The 12998-nt window shown below is 42.0% G+C and carries 10 protein-coding genes and 1 pseudogene; 2 read left to right on the top strand and 9 right to left on the bottom strand.

Annotation, left to right across the window (positions count from 1 at the left end; genetic code table 11):
* The 7 genes from IM319_RS19225 to cas3 form a co-directional block, all read right to left on the bottom strand.
* Positions 1 to 405: Uma2 family endonuclease (locus IM319_RS19225; RefSeq protein ID WP_287736596.1), on the bottom strand; the 405-nt coding region annotated here is incomplete at its 3' end.
* 9 nt (positions 406 to 414) lie between these two features.
* Positions 415 to 1089 (bottom strand): type I-D CRISPR-associated protein Cas5/Csc1, encoded by a 675-nt coding sequence (gene cas5d / locus IM319_RS19220; RefSeq protein ID WP_287736595.1) that lies wholly within the window; start codon positions 1087 to 1089, stop codon positions 415 to 417.
* A 37-nt stretch (positions 1090 to 1126) separates the two neighbouring features.
* Positions 1127 to 2128, bottom strand: coding sequence for a type I-D CRISPR-associated protein Cas7/Csc2 (cas7d, locus tag IM319_RS19215; RefSeq protein ID WP_287736594.1), 1002 nt, complete (start codon positions 2126 to 2128; stop codon positions 1127 to 1129).
* 17 nt (positions 2129 to 2145) lie between these two features.
* A complete protein-coding gene (gene cas10d / locus IM319_RS19210) occupies positions 2146 to 5556 on the bottom strand; it encodes a type I-D CRISPR-associated protein Cas10d/Csc3 (RefSeq protein ID WP_287736593.1) in 3411 nt (1136 codons plus the stop codon).
* Positions 5557 to 5766: 210 nt separating this feature from the next.
* Positions 5767 to 6393 (bottom strand): type VII toxin-antitoxin system MntA family adenylyltransferase antitoxin, encoded by a 627-nt coding sequence (gene mntA, locus IM319_RS19205; protein ID WP_287736592.1) that lies wholly within the window; start codon positions 6391 to 6393, stop codon positions 5767 to 5769.
* A gap of 226 nt (positions 6394 to 6619) precedes the next feature.
* On the bottom strand, positions 6620 to 6805 hold the full coding sequence (locus IM319_RS19200; RefSeq protein WP_287736591.1) for a hypothetical protein: 186 nt from the start codon (positions 6803 to 6805) through the stop codon (positions 6620 to 6622).
* Positions 6806 to 7072: 267 nt separating this feature from the next.
* On the bottom strand, positions 7073 to 9253 hold the full coding sequence (gene cas3, locus IM319_RS19195) for a type I-D CRISPR-associated helicase Cas3' (protein WP_287736590.1): 2181 nt from the start codon (positions 9251 to 9253) through the stop codon (positions 7073 to 7075).
* A 99-nt stretch (positions 9254 to 9352) separates the two neighbouring features.
* On the opposite strand from cas3, the gene IM319_RS19190 reads away from it, so the two are divergent.
* Positions 9353 to 10216, top strand: coding sequence for a WYL domain-containing protein (locus IM319_RS19190; RefSeq protein ID WP_287736589.1), 864 nt, complete (start codon positions 9353 to 9355; stop codon positions 10214 to 10216).
* A 68-nt stretch (positions 10217 to 10284) separates the two neighbouring features.
* Here IM319_RS19190 and IM319_RS19185 read toward each other — a convergent pair whose 3' ends face one another.
* Together IM319_RS19185 and IM319_RS19180 are read right to left on the bottom strand one after the other, a co-directional pair.
* Positions 10285 to 11454, bottom strand: a complete 1170-nt coding sequence (locus IM319_RS19185) for an HhoA/HhoB/HtrA family serine endopeptidase (RefSeq protein ID WP_287736588.1) — start codon at positions 11452 to 11454, stop codon at positions 10285 to 10287.
* 89 nt (positions 11455 to 11543) lie between these two features.
* Positions 11544 to 11702, bottom strand: coding sequence for a hypothetical protein (locus IM319_RS19180; RefSeq protein ID WP_287736587.1), 159 nt, complete (start codon positions 11700 to 11702; stop codon positions 11544 to 11546).
* A gap of 50 nt (positions 11703 to 11752) precedes the next feature.
* On the opposite strand from IM319_RS19180, the pseudogene IM319_RS19175 reads away from it, so the two are divergent.
* Positions 11753 to 12959, top strand: a pseudogene (locus tag IM319_RS19175) (RNA-guided endonuclease InsQ/TnpB family protein).
* Positions 12960 to 12998: the final 39 nt, after the last annotated feature.

The following is a 12998-nucleotide window of genomic DNA, read 5'->3' as shown; positions in this document are numbered from 1 at the left end:
GCGACTGACTCCCGCTTTTAGGTAGGCCACGGCTTTTTCGCTCAGGCTGCTGAAGGATTGTTCAGGGGAAATAATTTCGATGACTAATTCCGGAGGAACGGGACAAGCTTCATCGGTGAGGGGAATGTCTCCTAACCTTTCAGAGGAAATGTAGAGGAGATCGGGAACGGGACACCAATCTCGATCGTTTTTGCTTAGGACGATCGCCCATTCGATTCCCACTTCTCCCCGTCCTTGATTCCAGTGATCGAGTATAGAAGATAAAGCCAGAGTTAAACGAGAATGAAAGAATTTCGGTGACATTTTTGCGATCGCTTCTCCATCGACTAATTCATAGGTAATATCGCCATCGGGTAACGATAGAAATTCTGGTAATGTGAGGGATTTAGAAGAGATAAGAGTCATGGTCAATTTTTAACCGAAGTGATAGGACAATCGAGCGGGAATTTTCAGATCGGGGTGATCGCTTATTTGGTAATATTCCCCGCGCATTCGTACATTACGGATTAAACTAACTGGTGGCATATTGATCACATCGTAGCCAATCACCTGATGGGTAAACATAACATCGAGAGGATTTAAAGGATAGGGATAGATAAATAAATCCTCTTTTTGTTTTGATATCGAAAGTTCTGTTAGTTTTACTTCCGCTTTACTCATCCATTTTCCCAAACGAATCCATTTAGGAAGTTGTAGGGGGTGACAGGAAATGATAAAACATTCAAAAACACTTTCGGGAGCGATTTCTTTGGCTCTGCCAAAACTGGGAATATTTTTCTGGGTTTTTTCCATCTCCACATGATAGTTATTATTGGCATATTTCCAAGTATTGAGAACCGCCGTATGAGCGATCGCCCGTGCGGGAGTGACATAAATTTTCTCTTCGTTAAGAGGATTTAAATGTTCTTGGTACTGTGGAATCTGTTCGGAACAGAAGTAACGATAACTATCGCTATTTACCAATCCCAAAGCATAACAGAGCGCGTAATTATGAATTACGGGTTCGGTTTCGTAGAGTCTGCCGATTTCACGGGTTGCGTAATAAAGACTATCGTGCAGTTCTAATTGACAGGAATAGATGTGAACCATAATGATAGGGTGGGCGACACCCACCCGACGAAATTAGCTATTTTTTCTCGGCTTTCTTTTTCTCAATATATTTTTGAAAGTATTTTTTTGAATCGTCATTAGCTTGATCTAGGATCGATCGAATTCCTGCTTCCGTACCCGTGAGAGTTTTCACCTCGGTTAATAAAGGTTGAAAATTTTCCCCGATAAAATCGGTATGAACGATAAATTCTTCCGCCATTAATGCTTGTATTGCTTCGGTGGCTTTTTCCATAACTAAATCCTCGTCTAAGGGATCGATCGAGTGTAATACTTCATCGGGAAGGCGATCATATATTGCCTGTGTCCAGCGCAAATTACTAACAATTTCCCCATCGGCAAAAATAACACCAATAAGCTCATTTCTTACCCGTCCCGTCCGGGTAGTTTGCGCTCCGTAGTGACGGGTACGCAGGATGTTATTAAAAACGTAGAGAAAACCCGCTTCTGTCGGATCTTTTAGGGTGACAATACTAGGGAAAAACACCTGCGGACGGATGTGATCCTGTTGTTTAATTCGGCTAGTCACTTCACCTACTTTTGTGTTATTTTCTCCCTTAGATGCCATGGTACCATTCTCGTAGGGAGCGTTTAAAGTAAAACTTTCATGGGATTCATCAAAGGGTGTGATCGAAAAAGCCGTATCTACTACTACTTTCGATTTTTCTGAACCCGAATCACCAATAGCGAACCCATAGATAATACAGTCGGGGTTATTCATGGCAAATTTTACATTGTACTCGCACTCCTCGGCGGTTACAATATTGTATTTACGAAGTAACTCTCGACCGACTAAACGTTCTGGAGTTGACTGTTTTCGTTTAAACATCGATAAGCGACTAATCGTTTTATTCTTGTCAATTCCCGCACGAACACGAGCTTTATTTAGCTCTTCATCTGTTTTAAATAAAGGATAAGATTCTGTGACTCGAATCGTCAAAAAGTGAACATATTTTCCCATCGGTTTGTAGGGAATCTCGCTATGAAAGAATTTAGAATTGATCGTTTTCAGTAAAGACATGGTAGGTACTCCTTGAATTAATTATTGTTTTCAGAATCTTCTTCCACAGGTTGACCCTGGGCTTTTAACTCTTGATTTTCTCTGTCCTGTTCGAGACGGTAAAGAAATTCGCAGGTATCGCGAATGAGGTTTAATTGTCTGCCGGCTAGACGCGCTCGATCGCCCTTAAAAGAACCCTCGAACACATCGATCACAAAATAACGAGCAAAAGACAATATTTTCTGTCTTTCCTGTTCTCGATCGGACAGAATCCAACGACCTTCTGCTGTAGAAGCATGAACCCGATTCATTAAGCTGGCCACTTCCGCCGCTACTACAAAAACTAGGGCTTCTCCCTGATACATTCCTCCTTTGAGAATCGTATCGGCGGCCACATCAATCGGTTTTAAAACTGCGTTTGCTTTCGGATTATATCGTTTATTAGCTCGATAGAATTGACGATACAATTCGGTTAAGTTTTTCGGGTGATTTAAGGGCGATTCTGCTGTCATATCGATAGTTAAATTGGTTCGGTTAGCTTGTACATAGGGATCGAAACAAGGATAAAAATCGTAGAGATACAGAGCGATCCGATTAGCGCTCGGTATATCAGCATCTTTGCCCCGTTTCCACTGTTTAAGGTAATGAAAGACATAGAGAGGACTGGTTTCTAAATTGATAGCTAGTTCCGTTAATTTGCCCCAATTGGGGTCATAACCCGTCTTACCCTGCTTTGCGTTCACGTCCAAATGAATATAATAGGCTGCGGTTAGGGTATTTAAGGGTGCGGAATATTTTTTTCCTTCTTCCTCCCAACTTTCTAAGATGTAGTCCAAGCGAAATAAATCTCGTTGAACTAAAGCTCGAAGTGCAGGTGGCGCACCATCGAGAAAAACAGTTTCCTGGAATTCCGCACCATCATTAAAGGGAGGAATAGGAGACTCAGAAACCACCGTTTTAACATCCAAGATCATCGGGAAAGCTAATCCTAACCATGCCGGCATAATCCATGATTCCGTGTCGGTTATTTTTTTATCTTTCCCTTTAACTTCAGGAGGAAGAGCCATAAAGTAGAAGGTGAGAGGTTGCTTTTCGGGATAGGAGAGTTTGAGAGATCGATCCTTTATTGAAGTATTATCGAGATGAAAAATATCAAGACTCCGATATTGGTCTAATTCGAGATGTGCTTTTAAGTCTTTACTAATGAAATGATTACGAACATCTGTATCGAAGCGAGATTGTTTGATTTCCTCATAGACTTGATGCAAGAACAAATTGGTTTCTGGAGTACAGTAATATGTAGGATAAAAATAAATATAACGATATTTAGCATCCTCAAAATTTTTTCCTACCGCTTCTGTCTCGCTCATTAAAATTTGCCGTAACATGAATTCGATTCCTGCGATGCTGGAAATGTTACGTTTAGCGTTAGAACCTCCTAGATTTTGTTTATTAGTGTAAACTTGGGGAGTGAACAAGACTGCCGATTCCATCTGCTCAGTTACGCTATATGCGGAATGGGATATAGAGCAAAGTGCTGTTTTTCCCCTTCCCGATTTTTTAGCATTTTTATAGCGTTGAAATTCTTCAAAAAATTTATCGGGTGATCTGGTATCTGTCTGTTGATTTGGTAACATGACTACTTGTTTAACCCACGCGCGTAAATCATCCCATCCATCGAAAACTTGATAATCGTTTAAAATGGGTTCGATCGAATTGCGAAGATGGATTAATAATTTTTGACATCTCGGTTTAATTTCTTCATTTCCGATTCCTACATTATGCTCTAAATACTTAGCGGCCAAATAATACCATTCTAAAGGTAGTCCACCTGTATTGCCTTTTAATTTACGTTCCTTAAGACTATCGTTTATTCTTTGAATCTCCCGAATGGCGGGAATATAGCTTAGTAAATCCCAATGTTTGGCGACTTCAAGCATAAAATCGAAGTCAGGCGGTTTGGGAATGTTTTTATCCCGCTTACAAGTTTCTAGAATTTGAGAGACTTTCTCATCCCATATTTTACGGCTGATTAAATCACAAAACTCGGCGATCTGATCGATCCGAATATCTTCTTTAAACTCGAAATTATATTGATCGGATAAAATTCCTAACTTTTGAAATTTAACTAAAGTACCGCTTCGATCGCCAGAAACAGGCTTTTTCCCATCTTTCAGAATTTTTAGCGTTGCATCTAAACCAACGTCCATCAATTCGAGGGTGTTAAAGAATAAATGATAATATTCTGCGTATTTCATTCCCTTACCATCTCGATTAAATCCTGTCTGTCTAGTTCGCAATTCTCCGATACAGAGAGAATTGATTTTATCAACCACTCTTTCGGGAATATTATCTACCGATATTTCTGGTGCATTACGGGAGGTTAGATAAACTACTCCAGTCGGTAAATATAGTAACGGTTGATAATACTGCTTTTCGGGGGTGTTGAGACTGACATATTCATCGATAAGAGCGTTATTGATAACATTAGTTAAGACTCCTCGATTTTCCGAGATAGCGTGATAGGTTAACTTCAAATTTCTATTACTCAATCGACCTAGAATGTCGTCTAAGCTAGAACTTAAAGCGTCTTGAGGATGCTTGACTATGGAGGATATCCGATCGGCTAAACAAGCTAATCCAGTTAAAGAAAATAATTTATCACCTCTCGGTTTTAATTTAGGAGATAGTCCATCATGAATGGAGAAATTCCAGTTAGTTCCCCAACGAATTTGCGCGTTGTAAGCTATCACCAGTAAATCATCTATGTATTCTCGATATACTTCTGGATTTTCTGGATCGATAAAAATATCTAATTGTAGATAACGAACCATCACATCAATAATTTCTCGATGTTCTTGAAGAGATAATCCTCGAATTTCTGGCAAATTTTTGTACTTTTCAGGCATCTGTGGAAAGCGATCATACTTAAATTTCTCGAAATCATGTAAAATAAATCCCGCCATACCCAATCTTCTATCAAATTCTTTGATATATCGTTTAATAGTTGTGTCTAATTTTTCTATTTGTTGTTCGATTAAGTTGGCTGCGAATAATCCATTCAGGATGTGAGTGCTTAATGATTGGTCGTGCAAAGCTCGATCGCTTTTTAAATTTCCCTCCGCTATTTTATTCTCGATCCATTTACCTCCTTTTGCAGTCACACCAGCAGCAACTTTCAAGAAATTAGGCAATACATACTCGGCAAAATCCATCATAACAGGATCTTCAGGATTCTGCTTAATAATTGCTTCTTTAAAGAATTTAGTCGTTAAAAATTCTTTTTGAATCTCTTCTTCATCTCGGTTAGAATCTGGTGGCTCTTCTTCCTCTTCCTCATAATTATTTATATCCTCGTTTTCGTCTTGAAAGGATTCAATATTATCTCGATAGTCAAAAATATTTAATTGTTGAATCTCTTGACTTGTTTCTTTTTTCTTTCTAGCCATTATCCTGCTCCTGTACATCTAAGTAAGTGATGATTTGTTGGATATAAATAGGGAATTGTTTTTAAGTTGTAGGGATAGATTTAAAAACAATTTCATGATCAATTTACTCATTTTCTTGATAATCGATTAACTTGATAGACTCGAAACATTTCAGGCGATCAAGATATTTAATCATCAAGCTAATTCTTGATTCTACAATCTCTCTTTCCATCATTGCAAACCCCATTTTTTTAACCAGAGATGAATACTTTCTTTCTGGGTTTTACGAAACTTGGCGGTATCAGCATATACCTTCCACGCTCGAACACGGAATTTAAGAAACTCGCCAACATGACTTTCGTAAATAAGTTTTCCATCTCGTGCGACTTGATAACCGATAAGGGGAGAACAGCGATCAAGTTCAACAAGATCGATTGCGTCCCTATTGATCTTTAATACTTCACTCAGGTAGTCAAGAACTTCTAGATATCGCTCGGATTTTTCTCGATTTTGTTTCCGCTCGATTTTTTCGTCATATAGAACCGCAAAATCCCAATCACTACCGTCGTGATTTTTTCCGGTCGCTCTAGAACCGAATAAAACTAATAGTTTGACATAGGGAATATTTTCTGGAAGTTGAGAGGATAAAGTTTTTAGCTCTTCTATTGATAGCGATCTTGGTGTTTGTAGATGATATGCGTAGAGATTAGGGGCAACTCGAATAGTTTTGATTAAATACCCCTTTTTTCTCAAGTTATCTATTACCTCTCCAAATTTATGAGTTATTTTATTAAGCTCTTCGGTAGTGTGAGGCTTTGAATCGGACATTAATTCGAGAATACACTGTTGATAGTTCATGATTGTTCTAGTTTTAGCAATTTCAATTCATTCAATAAATACAATCAAGAGAAAAAGGGAAGCTATCAGGTGAAATAGTCTATTACACAGTTAAAGACTCTAGGACAAAAGACTCAGCATCAGCCGATATTGGGGAGCAAGACTATTTACGTCTGAACTTAACTCTGCAAGCTACTAATGAGCTTCCCTTAACTGGAAAGAGTCGAAAACTCTTTCTATAATCTGTTTAGGCCACCTTTAACTGATAGACGTAAACATTGTGAGCGATTTTTATGGTTGCGATCTCGTAGCCATCATCATCTCGCAACGAATCGATAGCGGCACTGAATCTGTGGGTAATTGGAATTAACTCTTCTGTAGTGTGCCGTTTCCCATCGGATAAAAGATGGAGAATACGTTTCTTTTTGCTCATAGTATTTATGTACTTACTTTCTAGTGAACATTTTCACCCTACCATAATCTGATCGATAGGATCAAGGGATCGCTTAAAATTTCAATAAGTTCAGACTTATTTGACTGTTAAATAGGTCATGACTTAAACTGTGATAGGCTATACCTGTTGAAGCGACACCCGACCACAGCGAATTCCTAGTAGGGATTGAAATAAATAGGTCTGAACTTAAGTGTGTAAGCTTCACTTCGCTTAAAAAAAGCTCAAACCCTAATAGGGATAACAGTTCTAGCAGATCCATGAGTCTCCTCCTTTTTCCTTGAGACGGTAGGCTTGGGTATCGAGTAGCAGTGCCGATTGACCGAAAGCTATAGAGTAAGGTGCGGAGGTTTTCTCACGACCGAACTCGTCTATGGGATAAATCTGAAAGTGCATCGGTAGCTGGAGACGTTTTTTCACCTCCTCGACTGGGTGCGGAACCAGATAACTGACGAGATATCTGGTTTTCATCCGCTCGTTAATCTGCCGATAGGGACAGGGATAGACTTGAATACCCCGTAAAACCTGCACTTTCCAGCTATTCGCCAGTTCTCTCAGGTCTCCCCCGTAGCTAAATCGCCATGGTCGTCTTTCTGGACGATATCTCAGCAACTTCATAAACGCGAGGCAGTGGCGAAACCGTCCCTTGGCAATCGGTTGTTGAAGACGGGCCGCGGTTGACTCTAGAAGTCGGAGGTAGTCCGCTTGGGTCATCGGTTCAATGTCGAGATTGCTGAGGATGCCGGGTAAATCGTAGGTTTTGAAGTAATCACCGGGCCAGTCTTCGTATGCTTCATCGTACAACCCGCAGGAAAGCGAGCTAGAACCTCGAAAGCTACTCGCGTCCTCTTCAATCGGGCTTTTCGAGACTTGTCCCGATAGCTGTTGCCAGTCCTCTCTCCAAGTTCGTAAACATCCCCTCACCCGGCCCAGACTCGTTTGGAAAACCCTCTGACAATCTTCCTCGAACGCGACGCGACTTTTTTGGTATTTATCCCGAATCGTTTTATGATTCAACTTGCTACTGATCGCCACGGACTGCACTCCCGCCCAACGGGAGAAATATCCCTGAAAGTTATTGATATTGCGGTATTTATCCCGAATTTGCTCATTTAAAAACGGGCGATCATAGAGGACATTTCTCTCTAAAGGAGGATGTTCGCCGAGAAATAATCGCTCGACCAAAAAGTTAGGCGTGAGCGCATGGGCGGTAAAATTGAGGAAGGGTTGATCGTCACTCTGTCCATCGTGTCTGCCGAGCCGTCCCAAGCGCTGGATAAAACTCCCCGAATCTGCGGACTCAAAAATTAAAAAGTTAATCCGGAAATCCACTCCCACATCGATCGTACTGGTTCCGAGAACTAAATCGGCTTGTAACGATTCATTTTTTTGCGTTTGTCCCGTTAAACCAGTATTTTCTTCCACTGTCAACGGATGGAGCAAGTTCTTAAACTCTCGGATTAAGCGTTTGACAGAAGCGATCGAATTGAGAATGATCGCACCTTTACTCCCCGGATATTGCAGAAAATAGTCACGAATTAACTGCCAGTTTTCTCGTAGCCAGGTTTCCGTCGCCCCGAAAGTAGAATCTATAGGAATAAAATTTAAAGTTATCTGTCGAGCGATCTGTCGCCATCCCTGCGACTCTAATTGTTGTTTTTCCGCTTCTGAATCGGGAAAACGGTACTTTTCACGCTCGTAAGGGTTAATCTCTCGAATTTCCTCGGCAGCGAACACGGTTTTCAATCGTTCGAGTAGTTGTTTTTCTGGGGTGGCAGAAAGAAATAGATGTTTGCGTCCGTTTTTCGTATGACGCATCAATAGCATCGTATTAATAACACTCGCGATCTGGGGCGCACTAAAAACATGAAATTCATCGTGTATAAAAAGATTGAATGTAACGTCTAGACGACTCCAAAGCTTATCGGGGGCATCTTTAGGAGTAATATAAGCGTGACGATGGAGATAATGTAAAATATCAGGATTTGTGAGGATAATATCCGATTGGTCAATGCGGGTTAAAATGGCGTTGTCTTTCCGAATGTCTTCACTTTCCGCGTAAATTTCCAGTGTTGCACCACTCAATCGACTAATGCGAGGATCGTTATTAGGTCCGAATCGATCGATATAGCCTTGGATTTGACTTTCCTGATCTCTAGCGAGTTCATTGGTGGGATAGAGACCGATCGGACGGCAGAGAGAATCATCGGGTTTCACTCCCTGCATCGCGTCGAGATACGCGGCCAGACTTTTCCCGTCCCCCGTCATCGCTGAATTGATGATTACCGCGACATCGGGATCGTTTAGTGCTTTCCAGGTCTCCACCTGATGCCACGATAACCGCCATCCTTGGGGAACCTTGATCCCGTCTGGGATCTCGTCTGCGGGACAGGAATAGACTGGCCTGAGTGTTACTTGATAATTTACCATGAATTTCTGTCCGTAACTCCTTGCTATTTTCCATGATAACCACGATAATAGGGATGGACAAGTACCTCAACAGAAAAAGTGTCCGTACACTTATAAACTATGAGCCGGATAGGACAATCAATCACTTTATCGGTCAGTGAAAAAGAAAAACAGGCCCTAGAAATCCTTGCCAGTGAATTCGGGCTATTGTGGGGAGATAAACCGAATATATCGAAGCTAATCAAAGAAATTGCCCAGAATAAGCTTAAAATCGCCCCTAATCACGACTGGAAGCCCGCTCGCTTGCAGATGCTCCAACAGGCGATCGATTCTCTCATTGATGCTGGACAAATCCCCATCGCCCTGGAACTAACTAAACTACTATTAGAACGGAGCGAACTGTCAGGCCCCTTACGGAAAGAGCTAGAACGCCTCGTCGATAATCCTCCCCCACCATGGCGGCTGGAACTCGATCGCTGTATTCTCCGACAACAACCGTTTCAGTTATCCTATCAGGATGCGGGCGATCGACTCTGGCAATTCCATCTTTACCATGCCGCTATCAATCGTCACGAGGAGCGGCTATATCTCGACTGCTGGTGCGAGGAAACCGAGGGAAATCAAGATATTTCCGAACTACACCATAATTGGAGTTTACGGCTCGATCGAATCCCCAACGATTCCTTAATTACCCCGATCCCTAAGGGCAAGTGGCGCAGTCAGCTTGATAGTGTGTCGGCCGAGTTTCACCTGTTCGATGGATTAGCTCGATCGTACCGGACCAAAACCGCTATCGATATTGCCAACGAATTGATCTCGATCGATCCCCTTGTCCGGCAGATTACCCGACAGGTAACGAGTAGCTTCTGGTTTTTCCGCGAAATTCTCCCCTACGGAGAAGACTGCTTGCTGATCTCCCCGGAAAAAGTCCGCAAGCGTTTCTATGACAAGTTGCAGCGGCTTTATCGGCGCTACGAGTCCTGAAAAGATTTTCGTCGCTGCTCAATCAAGGCATGAAAACTCACATCTGATAACTGATCACTGACCGCCGATTACTGATTCGACATTTGGGCGGTGATTACGGTGAGATCGATCGCCCTTTCGCCCCTTCTGATCCTGAGGGGTAAAGATTGACCGATCCCGGTTTTTTCCACCATTTCCTGTAACTCACCGCCATCGCTAACCGGTTGATTGTTAGCTTTGACAATCACATCCCCGCGACGGATCCCGGCTTTTTCGGCGGGGGTATTGGGTAGGACTTTCACCACCAAAATTCCCGACACTTCTGGGACGATCATGGCAGAATTGGGGTTTTGATTATTAGCCTGGGCTAAATCGGGAGTTAGATTAACCATCTGCACACCGATATAGGGATGGGCCACCTTTTGACCTGATTCTAGGGTCGCTTGTAACTGCTTGGCCCGGTCGATGGGAATGGCAAAACCGATCCCCATGGCATCGGCACGAATCGCCGTATTGATGCCGATGACTTCCCCTTGGGCGTTGAGTAAAGGACCGCCGGAATTGCCCGGGTTAATAGCGGCATCGGTTTGGATAAAATCAATGCGTTTATCGGGAATACCCGCCTTAGCCGCCGAGCGCCCGATCGTGCTAATAATTCCTAAAGTTACCGTATTATCTAGACCGACGGGATTGCCTACTGCGATCGCCCAGTCCCCCACTTGTATGGATGAGGAATTGCCGAGGACGGCTACAGGTAATTTTTCCCCTTGGGGATTAATTTTCACCACGGCTAAATCAGTGATCTCATCAGTACCGCGTACTTCTCCTTTGAAGCTACGACCATCTTTTAATGTCACCGTTACCTTATCGGCATTATCGACCACATGGGCATTAGTTAAGATTAAACCACTGCCATCGATAATAAAACCCGATCCCTGGCCCGCCACTCGCTGCTGTGTCGGGACACGAAACTGTTCCCCAAAAAACTCCTGAAAAAAAGGATCATCAAAAAAGGGGCTATTGGGACGAGTAATGATCGCTTCGGTGTCAATTCGCACCACTGCCGCACCCGTGCGCGCCACTGCCTTAGCGACAAAACTTTCCGCCGTCATCTCTGGGGTAATTCTGGCCACATCGGCGGCAACGCTGGGCAGATTTTCAGCATTTACCGCCGCTAAACTGCTAAAACCGAGCATAATTCCTAGAAAAGTTGCCAAAGCGTGGGTAATAGTGCGCCGTAACCCTGTAGGAAGTTTCATACTTTGATCTCTGATTCTGATGTTTTGACTGTTTCTATCTATCGGTTGACAGACCGACTATTAAAAATCTAACAAATCGATCGCTCTGGTTAAATCCAGAAATAACCAATGAGTTGCCACCAAATCCGTCTGCTGGCGGATTTGGTCATGGTTTGCCGTTTACCTGAAATGTCGGCTTGAAGGCTCTCGGTTTTACCTCGGAGATGAAAGGTTCCGCCAGCATAGAAATAGCGAAGCACGATTGACAACTCAATTCTTAGCGTGCTAGAATGGTTTGCGTAGTAGGTCGGCACGCAAGATGTTCATTTTAGAGTACAAGCTTAGAGGAAAACCATCTCAATATCAAGCCATTGATGAGGCAATTCGGACAGTTCAGTTTGTTCGGAATAAATGCCTTAGATATTGGGAAGATAACAAAGGTGTAGGACAAAAGGATATTTATCGATACACAACCGAATTAAGAAACGAATATTCTTTCGTCAAAGACCTTAACTCTACAGCTTGTCAACAGGCGTAGCGTAGGACTTGGACTGCTATTTTAAGGTTCTCTAACAACTGTAAAAACCAAATCCCTGGCAAAAAGGGATACCCTAAATACTCTAAACGTACTCATTCTATTGAGTTTAAAAAATCAGGCTGGAAGATTAATCGAGATACCAAAAGAATAACTTTCACCGATGGTAAAAACATCGGAGAGTTAAAACTAATTGGTAGTCGAGACTTGTTCTGTTTCCAAGAATGGCAAATTCAAAGGGTGAGAATAGTTAAACGTGCTGACGGGTATTATGGCCAGTTAATGTTAAAACTTGACGTGAGAGATATAACCCCAAAATTAGAGCCTACCAAAAAATGTGTAGGTTTAGACATGGGACTAAAGTATCTTTATGCCGATAGCGACAACAATACAGTAGAACCTCCTAAATATTATCGAAAAGCAGAGAAGCGTCTTAATAAACTAAATAGGAGAAAATCTAAAAAGTTTAGAAGAGGGCAACAGCAGTCTAATAACTACAAAAAAGCTAGTCAAAAGTACGCGCTTGGGACATTTAAAAGTAAGTAGGCAACGAGAAGAGTTTGCTAAAAAATTGGCACTCCGTTTAATTCAGTCAAACGACTTGATAGCTTATGAAGATTTAAAAGTCAAGAACCTTGTGCGTAATCGAAAACTAGCTAAGAGTATTAATGATGCGGGTTGGTCGCAATTAAGAAAATGGATAGAGTATTTTGGTATTAAATACGGCCGATTAACTATTGCAGTTAATCCAGCCTATACTAGCCAAGAATGCTTTAATTGTGGCAAGTTAATTAAAAAGTCTCTATCGGTTAGAACCCATGTTTGTTCTTGCGGATATGTAGAAGATAGAGACAAAATGGCGGCATTAAATATACTCAAAAAAGCTACGATAGGGCATATCGGAAGTTGGTCATCAGACCTAAACGCTTGGGGAGATTTAAGCTCTATTTTGGTTGGTAGCAATACCTGTCAAGACAACTTGAGTCAGTGAACCAAGAATCCCTCGCATGAGCGCGACGGGAGTGTCAAT

Source organism: Microcystis sp. M113S1 (assembly GCF_020246945.1).
In the GTDB taxonomy this organism is placed as follows: domain Bacteria; phylum Cyanobacteriota; class Cyanobacteriia; order Cyanobacteriales; family Microcystaceae; genus Microcystis.
This window is presented reverse-complemented; position numbering and strand designations above follow the sequence as displayed.